General features: G+C 43.7%; 22 protein-coding genes. 18 read left to right on the top strand and 4 right to left on the bottom strand.

The features are described 5' to 3' along the window. The first annotated feature begins 401 nt into the window (after positions 1 to 401). Positions 402 to 1,346, top strand: a complete 945-nt coding sequence (gene rluC / locus R7E00_RS06260) for a 23S rRNA pseudouridine(955/2504/2580) synthase RluC (protein WP_021033985.1) — start codon at positions 402 to 404, stop codon at positions 1,344 to 1,346. 58 nt (positions 1,347 to 1,404) lie between these two features. On the opposite strand, the gene R7E00_RS06265 is transcribed toward rluC, so the two are convergent. Next, positions 1,405 to 1,986: a Maf family protein gene (locus R7E00_RS06265; protein WP_017821384.1), complete on the bottom strand. Its 582-nt coding sequence runs from the start codon at positions 1,984 to 1,986 to the stop codon at positions 1,405 to 1,407. A gap of 149 nt (positions 1,987 to 2,135) precedes the next feature. On the opposite strand from R7E00_RS06265, the gene yceD reads away from it, so the two are divergent. From yceD to R7E00_RS06340, 15 genes are all read left to right on the top strand, one after another. After that, the gene (gene yceD, locus R7E00_RS06270) at positions 2,136 to 2,660 is read left to right on the top strand and encodes a 23S rRNA accumulation protein YceD (RefSeq protein WP_005387307.1); all 525 of its coding nucleotides are present in this window, start codon (positions 2,136 to 2,138) and stop codon (positions 2,658 to 2,660) included. 59 nt (positions 2,661 to 2,719) lie between these two features. Beyond that, positions 2,720 to 2,890: a 50S ribosomal protein L32 gene (gene rpmF / locus R7E00_RS06275; protein ID WP_005396978.1), complete on the top strand. Its 171-nt coding sequence runs from the start codon at positions 2,720 to 2,722 to the stop codon at positions 2,888 to 2,890. Positions 2,891 to 2,900: 10 nt separating this feature from the next. Further along, complete coding sequence (gene plsX, locus R7E00_RS06280; protein WP_017633846.1) at positions 2,901 to 3,926, top strand: phosphate acyltransferase PlsX; 1,026 nt, start codon at positions 2,901 to 2,903, stop codon at positions 3,924 to 3,926. 5 nt (positions 3,927 to 3,931) lie between these two features. Beyond that, positions 3,932 to 4,882 carry a beta-ketoacyl-ACP synthase III gene (locus R7E00_RS06285; protein ID WP_017821385.1) on the top strand — a complete coding sequence of 317 codons (951 nt, stop codon included), beginning with the start codon at positions 3,932 to 3,934 and terminating at the stop codon, positions 4,880 to 4,882. A 75-nt stretch (positions 4,883 to 4,957) separates the two neighbouring features. Next, positions 4,958 to 5,881, top strand: coding sequence for an ACP S-malonyltransferase (gene fabD / locus R7E00_RS06290; protein ID WP_005387313.1), 924 nt, complete (start codon positions 4,958 to 4,960; stop codon positions 5,879 to 5,881). Positions 5,882 to 5,926: 45 nt separating this feature from the next. Then, positions 5,927 to 6,661: a 3-oxoacyl-ACP reductase FabG gene (fabG, locus tag R7E00_RS06295; RefSeq protein ID WP_031781117.1), complete on the top strand. Its 735-nt coding sequence runs from the start codon at positions 5,927 to 5,929 to the stop codon at positions 6,659 to 6,661. Positions 6,662 to 6,907: 246 nt separating this feature from the next. Next, a complete protein-coding gene (gene acpP, locus R7E00_RS06300) occupies positions 6,908 to 7,141 on the top strand; it encodes an acyl carrier protein (RefSeq protein ID WP_004406112.1) in 234 nt (77 codons plus the stop codon). A 93-nt stretch (positions 7,142 to 7,234) separates the two neighbouring features. Then, positions 7,235 to 8,485 carry a beta-ketoacyl-ACP synthase II gene (gene fabF, locus R7E00_RS06305; RefSeq protein WP_005372948.1) on the top strand — a complete coding sequence of 417 codons (1,251 nt, stop codon included), beginning with the start codon at positions 7,235 to 7,237 and terminating at the stop codon, positions 8,483 to 8,485. Between the two features lie 107 nt (positions 8,486 to 8,592). Continuing rightward, a complete protein-coding gene (pabC, locus tag R7E00_RS06310; RefSeq protein WP_005372949.1) occupies positions 8,593 to 9,408 on the top strand; it encodes an aminodeoxychorismate lyase in 816 nt (271 codons plus the stop codon). Next, the gene (gene mltG / locus R7E00_RS06315; protein ID WP_005372950.1) at positions 9,405 to 10,421 is read left to right on the top strand and encodes an endolytic transglycosylase MltG; all 1,017 of its coding nucleotides are present in this window, start codon (positions 9,405 to 9,407) and stop codon (positions 10,419 to 10,421) included. The genes pabC and mltG overlap by 4 nt, the downstream gene beginning before the upstream one ends. Beyond that, positions 10,418 to 11,050: a dTMP kinase gene (tmk, locus tag R7E00_RS06320; protein WP_005387350.1), complete on the top strand. Its 633-nt coding sequence runs from the start codon at positions 10,418 to 10,420 to the stop codon at positions 11,048 to 11,050. The genes mltG and tmk overlap by 4 nt, the downstream gene beginning before the upstream one ends. A gap of 24 nt (positions 11,051 to 11,074) precedes the next feature. Then, a complete protein-coding gene (locus tag R7E00_RS06325; protein ID WP_054729226.1) occupies positions 11,075 to 12,037 on the top strand; it encodes a DNA polymerase III subunit delta' in 963 nt (320 codons plus the stop codon). Next, on the top strand, positions 12,028 to 12,792 hold the full coding sequence (locus R7E00_RS06330; RefSeq protein WP_054577648.1) for a TatD family hydrolase: 765 nt from the start codon (positions 12,028 to 12,030) through the stop codon (positions 12,790 to 12,792). Before R7E00_RS06325 ends, R7E00_RS06330 begins: the two co-directional genes overlap by 10 nt. A gap of 447 nt (positions 12,793 to 13,239) precedes the next feature. Next, complete coding sequence (gene ptsG / locus R7E00_RS06335) at positions 13,240 to 14,670, top strand: PTS glucose transporter subunit IIBC (protein ID WP_005372959.1); 1,431 nt, start codon at positions 13,240 to 13,242, stop codon at positions 14,668 to 14,670. Positions 14,671 to 14,882: 212 nt separating this feature from the next. Beyond that, positions 14,883 to 15,284, top strand: coding sequence for a hypothetical protein (locus tag R7E00_RS06340; RefSeq protein WP_005372960.1), 402 nt, complete (start codon positions 14,883 to 14,885; stop codon positions 15,282 to 15,284). A gap of 68 nt (positions 15,285 to 15,352) precedes the next feature. On the opposite strand, the gene R7E00_RS06345 is transcribed toward R7E00_RS06340, so the two are convergent. From R7E00_RS06345 to R7E00_RS06355, 3 genes are all read right to left on the bottom strand, one after another. Then, positions 15,353 to 15,448, bottom strand: coding sequence for a MetS family NSS transporter small subunit (locus R7E00_RS06345; RefSeq protein WP_005372963.1), 96 nt, complete (start codon positions 15,446 to 15,448; stop codon positions 15,353 to 15,355). Next, entirely contained in the window at positions 15,445 to 16,911 is a 1,467-nt protein-coding gene (locus tag R7E00_RS06350; RefSeq protein WP_005372966.1) for a sodium-dependent transporter, read from the bottom strand. The genes R7E00_RS06345 and R7E00_RS06350 overlap by 4 nt, the downstream gene beginning before the upstream one ends. 569 nt (positions 16,912 to 17,480) lie before the next feature. After that, entirely contained in the window at positions 17,481 to 18,071 is a 591-nt protein-coding gene (locus tag R7E00_RS06355; RefSeq protein WP_005372968.1) for an outer membrane protein, read from the bottom strand. 127 nt (positions 18,072 to 18,198) lie between these two features. Here R7E00_RS06355 and R7E00_RS06360 point away from each other — a divergent pair, with 127 nt between their 5' ends. Both R7E00_RS06360 and R7E00_RS06365 read left to right on the top strand, forming a co-directional pair. Continuing rightward, entirely contained in the window at positions 18,199 to 18,291 is a 93-nt protein-coding gene (locus tag R7E00_RS06360; RefSeq protein ID WP_005372970.1) for a YnhF family membrane protein, read from the top strand. A 44-nt stretch (positions 18,292 to 18,335) separates the two neighbouring features. Continuing rightward, positions 18,336 to 19,487 (top strand): patatin family protein, encoded by a 1,152-nt coding sequence (locus R7E00_RS06365; RefSeq protein WP_005372971.1) that lies wholly within the window; start codon positions 18,336 to 18,338, stop codon positions 19,485 to 19,487. Positions 19,488 to 19,593: the final 106 nt, after the last annotated feature.

Consider the following 19,593-nt stretch of genomic DNA (forward strand, 5'->3'; position numbering starts at 1 on the left):
GAGTGTTGAATTCGATGTGTCTCACGCCAATGCTGCACTCGACCTTCAACGATCTACTCACATTGCTTGAGGATAAATGATTGGTAATGAATAAAATGTAACCAAACCTTCCTTAGCAGCTGTGAACTATAGCAGTGCGCGTGGCTATCAGCAATCTGCTTTCACGCAAACGATAGAAAATTTGCCGCTAAACTCAAAATTTCTATTTTATAACTGGCTGTTTCATAAGCAATTGAGATGTGCAAACTGTTCAAGACAGAAAACAAATTGAGAACTTGATTGAGAGTTTTAATAATTTAAACAAAAGCTTGGCGAAATTTAGACCAGTATGTGCCACCGAGTGTTTCTTTTACGACAAGAATAATGTGAAGTCGCACGAAATTGAGTTTACAATACCGCCCATGAACGAAATAAGAACAAAAGTCCAGTTCGTCGACATCGACGAAGATATGGCGGGTCAGCGCATTGATAATTTTTTGCGCAACCAATTAAAAGACATTCCTAAAAGCATGATTTACCGAATTGTGCGTAAGGGCGAAGTGCGCGTAAATAAAAAGCGTATAAAAGCAGAGTACAAGTTAAAAGCAGGCGATCTCGTTCGTATTCCACCGGTGACCGTCGAGAAAAAAGATGACGATGTCGCACCAAGTACGAAACTTAACAAAGTCGCTGAGTTGGAAAATATGATTATCTTCGAAGATGACCATATGTTGATTCTAAACAAACCATCTGGCACCGCTGTGCATGGTGGCAGTGGTTTAAAGTTTGGTGCGATTGAAGCGCTTAGGGCTCTGCGTCCTCAAGCTCGCTTTCTTGAACTTGTGCATCGTATTGACCGTGATACTTCAGGGATTTTGCTGGTTGCTAAAAAGCGTTCTGCACTTCGTCACTTGCAAGCCCAGTTTCGTGAAAAGACAGTAAAGAAGTTTTACTTAGCTCTTGTCATGGGGCAATGGAAAAGCAGTTGTAAGGTTGTGAACGCGCCACTGCTCAAAAACGAAGTGAACAGTATTGTTCGTGTTAACCCTAATGGTAAGCCGTCAGAAACGCGTTTTAAGATTTTGGAAAAGTTCGAACAAGCTACATTGATTCAGGCGAGTCCGATTACTGGTCGAACTCACCAAATACGAGTTCATACGCAATACACTGGTCACCCAATCGCTTGGGATGATCGCTACGGTGATCGTCGCTTTGATGCTTACACAGGTCAAGTTGGTTTAGATCGTTTGTTCCTACACGCGGCAAACATCAAGTTCCAACACCCATCAAATGATGAGTGGATGGAAATCAACGCACCGATGGAACCGAAACTAGAAAAAGTGTTGGCGGGTTTAAGAAACGCGTAACCATGTTTTCCTCGCGGATGCAAAAGGGAGCCCGTGGCTCCCTTTTATCGTATTTGGGTTAAAGGACATCGAGTCCTTGAACATTCAACATATCAATCAAATCAATCAATGGTAGTCCGACAAGTGTGTTCGGGTCTTTACCGACTAATTTCGTAAACAAGCAAATTCCCATGCCTTCGCTTTTAAAGCTGCCTGCGCAGTAAAAAGGTTCTTCCCTGTCGACGTAGCGTTCGATTTGTTCAAGCGTTAAATCTCTAAAGTGCACCTCGAAAGAATCAAAGCCGACTTCTGTATGGTTTGTCACGGTGTTATGTACCGCAAGACCAGTATAGAAAGTGATGACTTTTCCACTTTGAGCCAAAAGTTGATTTATCGCGTTATCTCTATTTAAAGGCTTGCCAACGATTTCACCATTAATGACACAAACTTGGTCACTGCCGATAACTAAACTTGCTTTATCCGTCTGGCAAGATATTGCTTTCTCTTGGGCCAGTCTCTGCACAAGTTCAGTTGGCGTTTCTTGGTCAAAAGGTGTTTCATCGCAATCAGGTGGTAAACAAACGAATGGTAGTGAGAGCTTTTCAAGCAGTTGTTTACGAAAAGGGGAAGTTGAGGCTAAAACCAGTTGGTAATTTTTCATTTTGAATTACAATTCGTGGGAGCATTTCCAATAGGATAATCGATCAAAAATGATTCTGGCTAATGCTCTGTATGTTAAGCGTAAAAAAGTACAACTTTTTTGCCTTTTTCTTTGACTAATTTTGATTTGGAAGATAATATTCGCGCCCTATGCAAAAGGTAAAAATACCGCGAACGGTTGACCCAGCTAAAGCTGCACAGAAACGATTGGATTACGATGGCATCATCCAAGCTAGTCTTTTCAAGCGCTTAGTGGAAACAACTGAAGGCGTAAAACGCGACGCAGAAGTCTCATTGTCATTTGGGATGGATGAACAGCGACTCGTTGTTATCTCTGGTAAAGCTAACATCGAAGTCGATTTAGAGTGTCAGCGTTGTAATGAGGTATTCGCACATGAGTGCGAAGTTGAATTCCTTTCTACTCCTTACTACGGTGAGAAAACAGAACAGGAAGCACCAGAAATTTATGATTTGGTAGATCTAAATGAATATGGTGAATTAGACCTCATACAACTTGTTGAAGACGAGTTCATCTTAGCATTACCTCAAATTGCGATGCACGATGAAGCGGATTGTAGCGTTGATTCAAATAACATGGTTTTTGGTGAGATTCCTGAAGAAATTGAGGAAGAAAAACCGAATCCATTCGACGTTTTGAAAAGTCTGAAAAAGTAATAGGTGTGGTAGCCGATTCTTCTTCAGGTTTTTAACCCAATAGTATAGGAGTAGGGTCAATGGCCGTACAGAAAAACCGTAAAACTCGTTCTAAGCGCGGTATGCGTCGTTCACACGATGCGCTAACTACAGCTGCTCTATCTGTAGACGCGACTTCTGGTGAAACTCACCTACGCCACAACGTAACTGCTGAAGGTTACTACCGTGGTCAAAAGGTTATCAACAAGTAAGGTTGAACCTTTGCAAAGTATTACCGTTGCACTTGATGCAATGGGCGGGGATTTCGGTCCACGCGTAACAGTGCCTGCCGCCGTGCAGGCACTGTCTCATTTCCCAGAGCTAAAAGTGATTCTTATTGGTGATCAATCTCTGATCACGTCTCAATTATCTCAACTCGGTACCTCGACCAGTTCCCGCTTGACTATTCTTCACAGCGAGAAAGTTATCTCGAACTCAGAAAAACCTTCATTGGCGTTACGTAATAGCCAAAATAGTTCTATGCGTATGGCTATCGATTTGGTTTCTGAGCAGAAAGCGGATGCTTGTGTTAGTGGTGGCAACACCGGTGCATTAATGGCACTATCGCGTTTCATTCTTAAGTTACTTCCTGGCATTGAACGTCCTGCTTTAGTTTCCGCTTTACCGACGATTACCGGAAAGCGTACTTGGATGCTGGATCTGGGGGCGAATGTATCGTGCGATGCTGATAGCTTGTTCCAATTTGCTGTAATGGGCAGTGCATTAGCTGAAGAACACTTGGGTCGTCCTCCTCGCGTTGCTGTACTCAATATTGGCGCAGAAGAGATTAAAGGTAACGATTTAGTCAAACGTTGCGCAGAAATGCTTTCTCAGACCGATGCGATTAACTTTGTCGGTTATATTGAAGGTAATCAAATTTTGCATGATGTTGCTGACGTCATTGTTTGTGATGGATTTGTCGGCAACGTATGCTTAAAAGCCAGTGAGGGAACAGCTCAACTTTTTATCGAAAAAATTAAAACCAGCATAATGGCATCAACGATAAAGGGTTGGATAGCTAGAAAGTTGTTTTCTAGGCTGTTTAATGAACTAAAAACACTGAACCCCGACCAGTATAACGGCGCAAGTTTGCTAGGATTGCGCGGCATTGTCATAAAAAGCCATGGAAGTGCGGATGTATCTGCGATTGTCAATGCACTTGGCGAGGCAGTACACGAGGTCAAACGACAAGTACCAAGCCGTATTAGCGATCGTTTGGAAGCGGTTTTACTCGAGAGGCATTATTAGTCTTCATGTATAGCAAAATTTTAGGTACTGGCAGCTACCTGCCATCTCAGGTGCGTACAAACGCAGATCTAGAGAAAATGGTAGATACAAGTGATGAGTGGATCGTTGCTCGCACGGGTATTAAAGAGCGTCGAATTGCTGCAGAAAACGAAACTGTAGCAGACATGGCATTCTACGCAGCTGAAAACGCTATCGATATGGCGGGTATTGATAAAAACGATATCGACCTGATTATCGTAGCCACAACGAGCAGTAGCCATACTTTCCCTTCATCTGCGTGTCAGGTGCAGGCAAAGCTTGGCATTAAAGGTTGTCCAGCTTTTGACTTAGCCGCTGCTTGTTCTGGTTTTGTGTACGCATTATCTGTTGCAGACCAACATATCAAATCTGGTATGTGCAAAAACGTACTTGTGATTGGTTCAGATGCTTTGTCTAAAACGTGTGATCCGACAGACCGTTCAACCATCATCCTATTTGGTGATGGTGCCGGAGCCGTTGTCGTAGGCGCTAGCCAAGAGCCTGGCATTATCTCTACCCACATATACTCGGATGGTCAATTCGGAGAGCTTCTAAGCCTACCTGTACCTGTGCGGGGGCAAGATGCGGATAAATGGCTTCATATGGCTGGGAACGAAGTATTCAAAGTCGCTGTAACTCAGCTATCGAAACTAGTAAAAGATACGCTTGAAGCCAACAACATGCATAAGTCTGAACTAGACTGGCTAGTGCCGCACCAAGCGAACTACCGCATTATTTCAGCAACAGCGAAGAAACTTTCGATGTCACTAGACCAAGTCGTGATTACACTTGATAAACACGGCAACACATCAGCTGCAACTGTGCCAACAGCACTAGATGAAGCGGTACGTGATGGTCGTATTAAACGCGGTCAAACTCTGCTTCTTGAAGCGTTTGGCGGCGGATTCACTTGGGGCTCGGCCCTTGTGAAGTTCTAAGTTTCACAAGAATTCAAAATTTAAGGTGCACTTGGTGCATCTTATTTCTTTTTACTTTGCTTAAAGGAAAACAACATGAGCAAGTTTGCTATCGTATTTCCAGGTCAAGGTTCTCAAGCTGTAGGTATGCTTGCAGAACTAGGCGAACAATATGACGTAGTAAAACAAACATTTGCAGAAGCATCTGACGCACTAGGTTACGATCTATGGGCGCTTGTTCAAAATGGACCTGCAGAAGATTTAAACGAGACTTTCCGTACTCAACCAGCTTTGCTAGCTTCATCTGTTGCAATCTGGCGTGTATGGCAGGAACTTGGCTTAGAGCAACCAGCAAACCTAGCCGGTCACAGCCTAGGTGAGTACTCAGCACTTGTATGTGCGGGTGTTATTGACTTTAAAGAAGCCATCAAGCTGGTTGAATTACGTGGTCAACTTATGCAAGAAGCAGTACCAGCTGGTACTGGCGCAATGTACGCGATTATCGGTTTGGCTGATGATGCGATTGCAAAAGCGTGTGAAGACGCAGCGCAAGGCGAAGTGGTCTCTCCAGTAAACTTTAACTCGCCTGGTCAAGTCGTTATCGCTGGTAGCAAAGACGCAGTAGAGCGAGCTGGTGCGCTATGTAAAGAAGCCGGTGCGAAGCGTGCGCTTCCTCTTCCTGTTTCAGTACCTTCACACTGTGCACTTATGAAGCCAGCAGCGGAAAAACTTGCTGTAGCTCTTGAGTCTATCGAATTTAACTCACCACAGCTGCCAGTTATCAACAACGTTGATGTGGTTGCTGAGACAGATCCTGCAAAAATCAAAGATGCGCTTGTTCGTCAGCTACATAGCCCAGTTCGTTGGACTGAAACAGTTGAACTGATGCACGAACAAGGCGTAGAAAATCTTCTTGAGCTTGGTCCTGGTAAAGTTTTAACAGGTCTAACAAAACGTATCGTGAAAACGCTAACTGCAGCAGCAGTGAATGATATCGCATCGCTAGACGCTGCGAAGTAATCCATCAAGCGATAAATTTGCGATAAGAAAAGGAAACACAACATGATGAATCTAGAAGGTAAGATCGCGCTAGTTACCGGCGCAAGCCGTGGTATTGGCCGCGCGATCGCGGAACTTCTTGTCGAGCGAGGTGCTACGGTTATCGGTACTGCTACTTCTGAAAGTGGTGCGGCTGCTATCAGCGAGTATCTTGGTGATAACGGTAAAGGCTTAGCGCTTAACGTGACTGATGTCGAGTCTATCGAAGCGACATTAAAAACGATCAACGAAGAATTTGGTGTGATCGATATTCTGGTGAATAACGCTGGTATTACTCGTGACAACCTATTGATGCGCATGAAAGATGATGAGTGGAACGACATCATCGATACCAACCTAACGCCAATCTACCGCATGTCTAAAGCGGTTTTACGCGGCATGATGAAAAAACGTGCGGGTCGTATCATCAACGTAGGCTCTGTTGTTGGTACCATGGGTAACGCAGGTCAAACTAACTACGCAGCAGCGAAAGCGGGCGTGATTGGTTTTACTAAATCAATGGCTCGTGAAGTTGCGTCTCGTGGTGTAACAGTGAACACTGTTGCTCCTGGTTTCATCGAAACTGACATGACTAAGGCACTAAATGATGACCAACGTGCGGCAACTTTGTCGAACGTGCCAGCAGGTCGTTTAGGTGACCCACGTGAAATTGCATCAGCAGTAGTTTTCCTTGCTTCTCCTGAAGCAGCGTACATTACTGGTGAAACTTTGCATGTAAATGGTGGCATGTACATGGTTTAATGCGACAGTTTATGCAAAATAAGCTATTTTACATTGTGAAAAATAGCCTATAGTTGCAGTTAACTGTCATGAACTTGTCATGCTTATGCGCAAGATTTGTGCATGATTTAAGTCAAAAATGTATTGAAATTCGGTTAAATTCGCTAATTTTGTGGTTTGACCAGCAAGGACCCCCTTGCAACTTTCAATAGTTCGAATAAACTACGGAATCATCGCATTAGGCGAAATCTGTAAAGGAAAAGAAAAATGAGCAACATCGAAGAACGCGTAAAGAAAATCATTGTTGAACAGCTAGGTGTAGACGAAGCAGAAGTTAAAAACGAAGCTTCTTTCGTTGACGATCTAGGTGCTGATTCTCTAGACACTGTAGAACTAGTTATGGCTCTAGAAGAGGAATTCGACACTGAGATTCCTGACGAAGAAGCTGAGAAGATCACTACTGTTCAAGCTGCAATCGACTACGTAAACAGCGCTCAGTAATTAGCTTTCCCAGGCGGTCTCCTAGACCGCCTGTGTTCTTTCTAACTTCTTCTATCCTCTCATAGAAATATTCAATTCCCGGAGAATTATATCGTGTCCAAGCGTCGTGTAGTTGTCACTGGCATGGGTATGTTGTCACCGGTAGGCAACACAGTAGAATCATCTTGGAAAGCCCTGCTAGAAGGTCAAAGTGGTATCGTAAATATCGAGCACTTTGATACTACGAACTTCTCAACTCGTTTTGCAGGTCTTGTTAAAGATTTCGATTGCACAGAGTACATGTCTAAAAAAGATGCTCGTAAGATGGACCTTTTCATCCAGTACGGCATTGCAGCGGGTATTCAAGCTCTTGATAACTCTGGCTTACAAATTACCGAAGAAAATGCGGCTCGAGTTGGTGTTGCTATCGGCTCAGGCATTGGCGGTCTTGACCTTATCGAAACTGGCCATACTGCATTAGTAGACAAAGGCCCTCGCAAAGTTAGCCCATTTTTTGTTCCTTCGACCATTGTAAACATGGTTGCAGGTAACCTATCTATCATGCGTGGTCTTCGTGGTCCAAATATCGCGATTTCTACCGCATGTACTACTGGCCTGCATAATATCGGCCATGCAGCACGTATGATTGCCTACGGCGATGCAGATGCGATGGTTGCTGGTGGTGCAGAAAAAGCTTCTACGCCTCTTGGCATGGCTGGCTTCGGTGCAGCTAAAGCACTATCTACTCGTAATGAAGAGCCTCAAAAAGCGTCTCGCCCATGGGATAAAGGCCGTGATGGTTTTGTTCTAGGTGATGGTGCTGGCATGATGGTGCTTGAAGAGTACGAACACGCAAAAGCACGTGGCGCGAAGATTTACGCAGAACTGGTTGGTTTTGGTATGTCTGGTGATGCTTACCACATGACATCTCCAAGCGAAGACGGCTCTGGTGGTGCACTTGCGATGGAAGCGGCGATGCGTGACGCTAACATCACAGGTACTCAAGTAGGTTATGTGAATGCTCACGGTACTTCTACTCCTGCTGGTGATGTTGCAGAAATCAAGGGCGTGAAACGTGCTCTTGGTGAAGAAGGTGCGAAGCAAGTTCTTGTGTCTTCAACTAAGTCTATGACGGGTCACCTATTAGGTGCTGCAGGCTCTGTTGAAGCAATTATCACGGTTATGTCTTTGGTTGACCAAATTGTTCCGCCAACCATTAACCTTGATGATCCAGAAGAAGGTCTAGACATCGACCTTGTGCCGCATACAGCGCGCAAAGTTGAAGGTATGGAGTACGCTATCTGTAACTCGTTTGGCTTTGGTGGTACAAACGGTTCTTTGATCTTCAAGAAGTTCGCTGAGTAACACTATCTAACCTAATTTAGATAAGCGAAACTTGTATTCTAACGGCTCGATGCTTAGCATTGAGCCGTTTTGTTTTATTTGTTGTCTGCTAATTTGAAGGTACGTGAATGTTTTGGGTAAATGGAGTTCCGCAAACGCATGTAGAGCTAGGCGATCGCTCATTCCAATACGGTGATGGAGGCTTTACCACCATCCTGACCCAAAATGGAGAGTTGGTTTACTGGCAAGAACATACTGAGCGCATGAGTGCTTGCCTTGACGCTTTGAAGATCTCTTCACCTGACTGGAAAGTTGTGCATGATTGGGCAAGCAAAGCGGTTTTATCTGACGCACGAGCGGGGGTGAAGATTCACGTTAGCCGCGGTATTGGCGGGCGAGGGTATAGCCCTAATGGGATTAAAGGCCCTATCGTGACGATTTCCAATTTTGCGTTTCCTTCTCATTATTCATCTTGGCAAGAACAAGGTGTGGACTTGGGCGTTTGTAATACTCGTCTAGGGATTCAACCTTTACTTGCGGGACATAAGCACAACAACCGTTTAGAGCAGATTCTCGCCAAGGCTGAAATCGACAATACAGAGTTTGCAGATGCAATAACGTTAAATGTGCAAAACCATGTCATTGAAACTACAATGGCCAACCTTTTTTGGGTTAAAGGTAATAAAGTATTTACGCCGGAGCTGACCTTATCAGGCGTTACGGGCGTAATGCGTCGTAAGGTGCTTGAGTTACTTAAAGTAAGTCATATTGAAGTCATCGAGGGGCGTTTTATACTTCCAGATTTGCTGAGTGCTGACGAGGCTTTCATGTGTAACTCAATATTAGGTGTCGCACCTATTCGCAGCATAGTGACATCGAACTCTAAGACTATATTTCCGATAGGAAAATTGACTCAACGACTGCAAGGGAATTTAACTACGTGATTAAAAAACTGTTGGCTTTTGTTGTGCTGATCGCAGTGATAGGCGCAGCAGCTGTTTTTTATATAATTTCACAGGCTAAACAATACGTTGAAAAGCCTATTCTATTGGAACAACCTCAGCTGTTTACTGTAGAAAGTGGTACAAGCTTTCATCATGTCATGCGCGCCTTAGTTGAAGATGAGGTGATTGAAACATCGGAGTACATCCGTTTAATTCCTCACTTATATCCAGAATTGTTGCAAGTGCGAGCGGGTACTTACCAACTTGAGCCTGGTATGTCACTTTCGCAAACATTGGAGCATCTGAATACTGGAAAAGAATACCAGTTTGCGATCACTTTTGTTGAAGGCAGCCGCTTTTCTGAATGGGTAGATCAACTAAAAAGTGCTCCTTATTTAAAGCATGATTTAACCGATCTTTCAGAAAAAGAAATGGCTGCGAAGCTCGGAATTGAGAGAGAAAAGCTAGAAGGGTTGTTTTTAGCAGAAACCTACCATTACACAGCGGGTGCGAGTGAAAGCCAGTTATTAAAACGAGCGCATCGAAAACTCAATAAAATACTGGACGCTAGCTGGGAAGCTCGTCAAGAAAAGCTGCCATTACAGGATAAATATGAAGCCTTGATTCTCGCGTCTATCATCGAGAAAGAGACGGCTATTGATTCTGAGCGTGAGCGCGTCGCTTCTGTGTTTATCAACCGATTGAACAAACGCATGCGGTTACAAACTGATCCGACAGTTATTTATGGTATGGGTGACGCCTACGATGGCAACATTCGTAAGAAAGATTTGCGTACGCCGACACCATATAACACCTATACCATCAATGGTTTGCCACCAACACCGATTGCGATGGCTGGTGAAGCTTCCATTGAAGCGGCTTTGAATCCAGAAAGCAGCAACTATTTATATTTTGTAGCAAGTGGAAAGGGCGGACATGTATTTTCGAAATCCCTTGCTGAGCACAACCGTGCTGTTCGTGCCTATTTAAGAGAACTAAGAAAGAACAAATGATGAAAGCAAACTTTATTGTCGTTGAAGGCCTAGAAGGCGCGGGTAAAAGCACTGCGATTAAAACCGTTTTAGATACGCTAAAAGCGGCCGGTATTGAGGATATCGTAAATACCCGTGAGCCAGGAGGCACACCGCTAGCAGAAAAAATGCGCGCTCTGGTGAAAGAAGAGCACGAAGGCGAAGAACTTAAGGACATGACGGAGTTGCTTCTTCTGTACGCTGCACGTGTTCAGTTGGTTGAGAACGTGATCAAACCAGCTTTGGAAAACGGTCAGTGGGTGGTTGGTGACCGACACGATATGTCGTCGCAAGCTTATCAAGGTGGTGGCCGTCAGATTGACGCATCGTTAATGAAAAATCTCCGGGATACAACGCTTGGTGATTTTAAACCTGCTCTCACTCTCTATATGGATATTGACCCTCGTGTTGGGCTTGAGCGTGCGCGTGGGCGTGGTGAGTTAGATCGTATAGAGAAGATGGATATTAGTTTCTTCGAGCGTACACGTGAGCGTTATTTGGAGATTGCTCATGCCGATCCTTCCATCGTTATCATTAACGCAGAACAGACGATTGAAGGCGTGTCGCGTGATATTCGGGACGCTCTAAACGAGTGGCTAGCTCGTCAATAAGTGAAACGTAAATTTAGGTGACTCATGTTAAATGATTATCCATGGCTACAGCCAATATGGGATAACCTCAAAGTAGGGTTAGAGTCGGACAGAATACCAGGTGCGCTTTTATTACAAAGCGAGCAGGGCTTGGGCATCGAAAAACTTATCGAGTTTTTTAGCCAAGCACTTCTTTGCCAAAATTACGCGAGTGAAGCATGCGGTTTTTGTCATAGCTGCCAGCTAAATCAATCTCAAAACCACCCTGATTTACACTGGATCAAGCCAGAGAAAGAAGGAAAGGCGATAACGGTGGACCAAATTCGCGCTTGTAACCGTCTTGCTCAGGAATCATCTCAGCTTAATGGTTACCGCCTATTTGTAATAGAACCGGCGGACTCTATGAACGAGTCGGCATCGAATGCGCTGTTAAAGACGCTAGAAGAGCCTGGGGCAAAGTGCTTGTTTTTGCTCGTTACCCACAATCAGGAGCGTCTGCTCCCAACGATTCGTAGCCGTTGCCAACACTGGGTTGTTGCGCCTCCGTCAGCGGAACAAGCGATGCAATGGATGCACGAACAAGGGGCGAAGCAAGTTCCTGCTTATGCCTTAAAACTGAATATGGGCTCTCCAATAAAAACATTGGATGCGTTAAATAATGGTGAGCTCGAAGCTTACTTGGCTTTTGAACGCAGTTTTATTAAGGCAATGTCTTCGCCTGTTTCAGACGTTTCTGAGTGTGCTTCTTTAATCGCTAAACACTCAGAGCAATCACTAGACTGGGCATGGTATTTACTGACAGATGCTCAGAAAGCACAGTTTGGTGTATCAGAAGCTCAAATGCTTCCGGGCGCGACAAAGTTTCAACCGGACAACTATAACGGTTTGTACTCATCAGCGAAGGCGCTGATGAACCTGAAAGCTCAGGTGCAAGCCTTTCCTGGCCTGAACCTTGAGCTACTATCAATGAATTGGTTAATTGAATCACGAGAGGCATTATGTTCGTAGATTCTCATTGTCATTTAGACAAATTGAATTACGACGATCTCCACATCAATGTGGAAGACGTTATTAACAAAGCTAAACAAGCAAACGTAACTGAACTACTTTCTGTTGGAGTAACGCTGGATTCTTTCCCGAAAATGATGGAAATGATCGAGCCTTATGACAATGTTTATGCTTCGTGCGGTGTGCACCCACTTGATGTTGAAAGCGACTTTTCGATGGACGTATTGCGCCACCATGCGTCGAATGCAAAAGTCGTCGCTATTGGCGAAACGGGTTTAGATTATCATTACAAGCCCGAAACGGCCGCGTTACAGAAAGAGCGCTTTGAGCAACACGTTGATCTTGCAGTGGAGCTCAACAAACCTTTAATTATCCATACCAGAAACGCACGTGCGGATACTCTAGATATTTTGCGTAAGGGTGGGGCAGAGAAATGTGGTGGTGTTATCCACTGTTTTACAGAAGATCTTCCATTTGCTGAAGCTGCACTGGAGCTGGGGTTTTATATTTCTATCTCGGGGATTGTTACTTTCCGTCAAGCTACAGAGTTAAAAGAAGTGGTGAAGACTCTACCTTTAGAGAAGCTTCTTATTGAGACAGATTCTCCTTACTTGGCTCCTGTCCCTCATCGTGGCAAAGAGAATCAACCCGCTTACGTTGTCGAAGTCGCTTCTTATATTGCGCAACTCAAATCGTGCTCTCTTTCTGAAGTGGCACAAAAAACCACCGAAAACTTCCGAAATCTTTTTTTGTGATGAAAAAATAGCAAGAGCATAAAAAAGGAGCTTAGGCTCCTTTTTTGTTGATAAAAACAACAGATACGCTCACGAGTTTAATGTTTACTAAAAATGTTGATTTAATAACATTCAAAAATCACAAATGTAATTTTGTTACTAAAAATAACATTGAGGCGTATTTTATTTACGCCTTAAAATTAATTATATAAATAATTAATTCTTTATAAAACAGTAATATAAGTGCAATGCAAACCTTTTCATCGGCTGTTTTTGGGTGTGATCCAAGACTTGTTTTGAAACTAAATTTCGTAACTGTGTGGAAAGTTTGAGGGTCATCAATATATATTTAGAGCCGGAAAATATAATGCAGTTGTGGTTACATTTTCATTGGGTGCTAACCTTTAGGCTACGGGGGTGTGCCGTTAGTGCCCAAATAATACTTATAAATTTATCAGGAGCATAAACATGTTTAAGAACCTTTTTGCTAACCTGCAAAAAGTTGGTAAGGCTCTGATGCTTCCAGTATCAGTTTTGCCAGTTGCAGGTATTTTATTAGGTGTGGGTGCTGCCCATCTAAGCTTTATTCCAGAGATCGTTTCTAATCTTATGGAACAAGCTGGTGGTTCAGTATTCGGCCAAATGGCACTTCTATTTGCAGTAGGTGTAGCTCTAGGCTTCACTAACAACGACGGTGTTGCAGGTCTTGCAGCTATCGTTGGTTACGGCATCATGACGGCAACGCTAGGTGTAATGGCGGGCGTTATGGGTGTTGAGAAAATCGATACAGGTGTACTAGGTGGTATCCTTGTCGGTGGTGTGGCTGCTTGGGCATTCAACCGTTTCTTCAAAATCCAACTTCCAGAGTACCTTGGCTTCTTCGCTGGTAAGCGCGCAGTGCCAATCATCACTGGTTTTGCTGCGATCATCCTAGGTGTTATCCTTTCTGTTATCTGGCCACCAATTGGCGGTGCAATTTCTGCATTCTCTGATTGGGCTGCACACCAAAACCCACAGCTAGCATTCGGTATCTACGGTGTTGTTGAGCGTTCTCTAATCCCATTCGGTCTACACCACGTATGGAACGTACCGTTCTTCTTCGAAGCAGGTTCTTGTGTTAACGCTGCCGGTGAAGCTCAAAATGGTGTACTAACTTGTTACCTAGTTGCTGATGAAGCATCTCGTGCTGCTGGTAATGGCTTCGGTCAGCTAGCGGGTGGTTACATGTTCAAGATGTTCGGTCTACCAGCTGCAGCAATCGCAATTGCTCATTGTGCTAAACCAGAAAACCGTGCAAAAGTAATGGGTATCATGGCGTCAGCTGCACTGACTTCATTCCTAACTGGTATTACTGAGCCAATCGAATTCTCATTCCTATTCGTTGCTCCACTACTATACGGTATCCACGCTCTACTAGCTGGTTCTGCATACATCGTTTCGAACACTCTAGGCTTTGTACACGGTACTTCTTTCTCTCACGGTCTGATCGACTTCCTAGTTCTATCTGGTAACGCTCAGAAGATGGTGCTAATGATTGCCGTTGGTCTAGTTTACGCAGTAATTTACTACGTAGTATTCCGTGGTGTAATCACAGCGCTTGACCTAAAAACACCTGGCCGTGAAGATGAAACGGAAAGTGCAGCTGTAACTTCTGGCTCTGATATGGGCGGTGAACTGGTTGCAGCGTTTGGCGGTAAAGCTAACATTACTGGTCTAGATGCATGTATCACACGTCTACGTGTAGCAGTTGCAGATACAGCAGCTGTTGACCAAGACAAGCTAAAACAACTAGGCGCTGCTGGTGTTGTAGTTGTAGCTGGTGGTGTACAGGCTATCTTCGGTACTAAGTCTGATAACCTAAAAACTGAAATGGATGAGTGGATTCGTAACCACGGTTAATCGCAGTCATTCATAGTAATGCATAAAAGGAGGCTTCGGCCTCCTTTTTTAGTTCCTATTTTATTAACTGACAGTTCCTTTTTAGTGTGATCCTAAACTCATCTTTACTTTTGTCAGCTTTTTCATACATCGAGCTTACCCATCGTTGACATATTGATATGCCATTATGTTTGAATAGCGAATAATGTTTTTTTGAATAATTGATAACGTGTATGAAGAACAAATTCATTTTAGTTTTGGGACTAGTTTCTAGTACGGCAATGGCGGCAAGCGAGCCAACGGATCTATCAGTTGGTATGGCTGTCGATCAACAATTAAGTGTTGTTGTAGAGTTAGATAACAAATATCGTGGCATTATCGGAAACGATGGTATGGCGTTTGATTACATCGCTAAGCGTGGAACATTCGATCAAAACATGCCTGTGACTTGGTATGTCGGCGTTGGTGGCTGGTATGAATGGGATGACGAGTTTGGTGTGAGAGTACCACTTGGTGTGAACTGGGATTTATCACGCGGCTGGGACCTTTATGGTCAAATACACCCAGAGCTAGATCTTTACAAAGGTGCTGACTTGCAACTTGGCGGCGCCGTTGGCATCAAGTACAGTTTCTAGAATTGAACTAATGTATGTATAAAAAAACGCCGGTAACTACCGGCGTTTTTTATGTGGAACTTAACGTTCTATTGTTTATCCATGGCTCGCTTGATGCAAACGGCAGCGCCGCCCCAAGTGATACCTAAACCAATAACCATCATAATAATTGCGCTGATTGTCATTTTGCTGTCTCCTTGCGGTTCACTGCGTTGATCACTAGACCAAAGATAAAGAGTGCGGCGATAAGTGCCCAGCCTAAAGTTAGATCATAGCCACCGTAGCCTTCAGTAATTAGGGCGTATAGCTTGGTCGCTAAGATAATGGCGAGCATGATTGGTGTAACGAAGCGTAAGCAGATCTCGAACCATTGACCAACAGAGAAATCAGAGCGCTCGTTAACGTAATTACGTACTTCTGGCACGCGCTTCAATAGCCACGCCATCAAGACAATCTCAACCAGACCACCAACCATGATGCCAACGTTGTTTGCAAAGTGGTCTACTAGATCGAGTAGCAGCAGACCGCCATTGGTAGCAAACGCCATAGAGACAACGAAGCCAATACCAATCACAACATTTGCAGCTTTTTTACGGCTCCACTTCAGCTTGTCGATAATGGCTGAAGTTACGGCTTCCATAATTGAAATATGCGAACTTAGACCAGCAACCACCAGTGCAAAGAAGAACAGTGGACCAAGAATATATGGGGCAGGTAGTAGGTTAATTGCCGCAGGTAAAGTAACAAAAGCCAAGCCAACGCCTGCAGATACCACCTCTGTTAACGGCTTACCTTGCTCTTGAGCCATGTAACCCAATACTGAGAAGATCATGATGCCGGCTAGGATCGAGAAGCCACAGTTGATCAACACGGTCATAAACGCGTTATTCGTTATGTCTGACTTTTCTGGTAGGTAGCTAGAGTAAGCTAGCATGATGGCGAAGCCGATACTTAGCGTAAAGAAGATCTGACCATATGCCGCTGCCCATACTTTCACATCCCAAATTTTGCTGAAATCGGGTTCGAACATGTAGTTCACGCCATCTAGAGCTCCTGGCAAGAAAATCATACGTCCGATTAAGAAAATCACCATCAAGAATAGGATTGGCATCATAATTTTAGATGCTCGTTCAATTCCTGATTTCACGCCTTTGGCAATGGCGGTGTAAGTAATTGCCCAAGCAATTACCATGGATAAAGCAATCTTCCATTGAATACTGCCTAAGTCTGTTGGTGAGTTGTCACCTAGCTTTAGGTATTCACTAAAGAAAAATGCGTTGGTATCGGTTCCCCAACCTTGAGTGAACGACAACCCAAAGTAAGAAATCGACCAACCGATAACAGCCACATAGTAAACGGCAATAACTGCAGCCACACCAACTTGGAACCAGCCAAGCCATTCAAATTTAGAATGAATTTTCGCAAGTGTTTTTGGTGCCGAGCCTCGGTATTTTTGTCCCATACTGAACTCAAGGATCATAAATGGAATACCGGCAGTGATCATGGCAAAAATGTAAGGAATAAAAAATGCGCCGCCACCGTTTTCATAGGCCATGTATGGGAAACGCCAAATGTTTCCCAAACCGATAGCAGACCCAACTGCTGCTAAGATGAATCCCGCCCGGGATCCCCATTGTTCTCGCTTCATATTTGACTCCTATAAGACTCCCTGAGGAATGAAGCTCTCTACGTAACACAGTAATAATTGCGCAAATAGTTGGAAGAAAGGACCGCTGTTATCCATCAGCTTTTCTATCCTTAATTCTAACTTCTTATAATTTTATAGAGCTATATTCTGGCTACTGTAAGAGAAAGTAGATTATTAATCTTAAAATTTTGATGTGTGTTTGATAAAACTGAAATATTTATCTGTTTTCACTGATCAGACTAACTTCTAATAATACTTAGCGCAATAGAATCTAAATGTTAATTCAGATGCGTTGTCTGGTTTTAATCTTGTTAAATTTGAGTTTGATTGTGGTTTTATGTGGGTGTGTGGTTGTTTGTCTGGAATAAATGACTGGGATCTAATAATTGCTTTGGTGTTTAAGACTATTTTGATTAATTAGGGCGTACGGCTATCTTTTGTGCACCTATCTAGATGATGCTTCGTTACTTTGCCAAACAATGGTGTTTAGACGATATCCTTTATCGGCTCTGTGCAGGACTCGTTCAGCGTTCTTTGTGACGAGTCCTATAAAGGAACATGCATAAAAATTAGAAGCGGAAACTAAAACCGACATTTGATTGGAATTGGTTCATCCAATCAGTATCGAACTTAATGATACAGTTTGAGCCGTCATTAGGTAGAGTACAGGCGCCAGATGTATCGTTATCAACGACCGTTCCTAACCATCTCAGTTGGGCTGTTAATGCAAAGTTCTTTGAAAATTCATATTCCAGCCCTGCAAAAGCGCTAGCCGAAAATCCGTATTTTTTGTCTACCCAATCCACATCGGCGTAAGAAGCGCCCAAACCTACACCGATATAGGTTTGCCATTTTTCTGCGACAGGATAGTACATGCTGCTTTGGAAGTGCAGATAATGGATATCTGCCGAGTTGGACAGCTTTTCAAGTTCCGTCGATTGATTGGAGTAAAACAATCCGATCCTTCCTTTTTCTAAGGGAGTCTCGACTGAAAGAGCGTAATTCACTGCGGGGTCGAGATCGTATGTATTACCACTTTCATCCTCTACTTGGCCGCCTCCTGTATAGCCTATGTATGGTGTAACGATGATATTCGCTTGTGCATTGATAGCAGTACTCATCATCATGATTCCTACTAGCCAGCTGAGTTTTTGGTTCATGCCCTATCTCCTTATTATGACTAAGCTAATTGTGATGGGTTAGTCAAAATTGCGCGACTAAATTAAGCAAATCTTGAACATATTTCACACCGGTGTTATTAATTTGTTACATATTAAGGAGGTGTTTATGGAACACGATCTAAAATCCGCATTAATCATTGTGGTGACTGTTTTTGCAGTGCTTTTGTCATTTGGCATCATTGCTATTACAACAGCTTAAGATAACCACTTTTACCAAACGTTTTAACAAAACGGCGTGAGCCTATGATACGTAACAGCGGTATAATCACAGAAAGCCATGCAGAGCTTGATGTAAAAGTTTATGAGCACTTTAGGCATGGTAAAACTGCTTTAGTCACGCAAGGTGGAGGGCAGAGAGGGATTTTTACCGCTGGCGTTTTAGACGCCTTTTTACTTTCCAACTTCGATCCTTTCGATGAATTCTATGGCACCTCTGCCGGAGCACTTAACTTATGTTCTTACTTGTGTCGTCAACATGGCATGGGCAAAGCTTTTATTACCGAGCTGACAACGTCTCCTGAATTTTTTAATCTGTTTCGCTATATCCGAAAGCAGCAGTACTTAGGTTTAGAGTGGGCATTAGAACGGATTCAAGATTTCCCATACAAGCTTGACCTTGATTTAGGTCGCAGTGCATTGGGAAAACGAGGGGCGTTTGCTGCGGTAACGAATATAGAGACGCTATCAGATCAATATCTACCAATCTTGGATGACTCGTGGTTTAACACTATGCTAGCGACATGTGCGATTCCCAAGTTATATCACGGACCTGTCGACGTAAATGGCAATAAGTTTGTGGATGGCGGCGTGTCTGCCTCTATCCCTGTTCAAGAAGCGTGGCGTCAGAATGCTCGCAACATTATTGTCATTCGCACAGAGCCGTTTTCAGAGATTGAAGCGAGAGCCCAAAGTGAGGTGGGGGATGTGCCTGTCGAATGGTATCGGGAGTCTATCAACTCAGTACAGCAATCATGGCAGCAAAAAGTGAATCAGTGGAAGCTGGATTGGGCGTCGTTCTTCCAACAAAAAATTAATGCAGCACATCAATCGAAGCTTGCAGGGAAAATGCTGTTAAATGGAGGCCGTTGGTTGTTCGGTGCCGATAACTTGTATCGTTTAAGTCATCTGATTGGTGAGAATTTTGATTCAGGTTTAGCCGACATGCTGATGATTCATTATCAAACATTTGAGCTCACTCAGGCCTTTATATCTGCTCCACCTGACGACACTTTTATTTTACAAGTTGCGCCTAAAGAGGGACTTCGTTCTTCTTCTTTGTTAAGTGACCAAGAGTCACTAGAGCATGACTATCAGCTTGGGCTTCAAGCTGGGTTTAACCTAGTTCAACTCTATGACCAGCTGGATGTTGAAATTGATGGTAGAGAGAGTGCATAAACCTTCTTACGTTCACGATGTGCGCAATATACAAAGCATATAAATAAGGCTCCATTTTCGGAGCCTTATTTGCGGGTTCTTGTGGTTAACTCCGGTTAGGTATAAC

Source organism: Vibrio sp. Vb1755 (assembly GCF_033338635.1).
Classification (GTDB): Bacteria; Pseudomonadota; Gammaproteobacteria; order Enterobacterales; family Vibrionaceae; genus Vibrio; species Vibrio alginolyticus.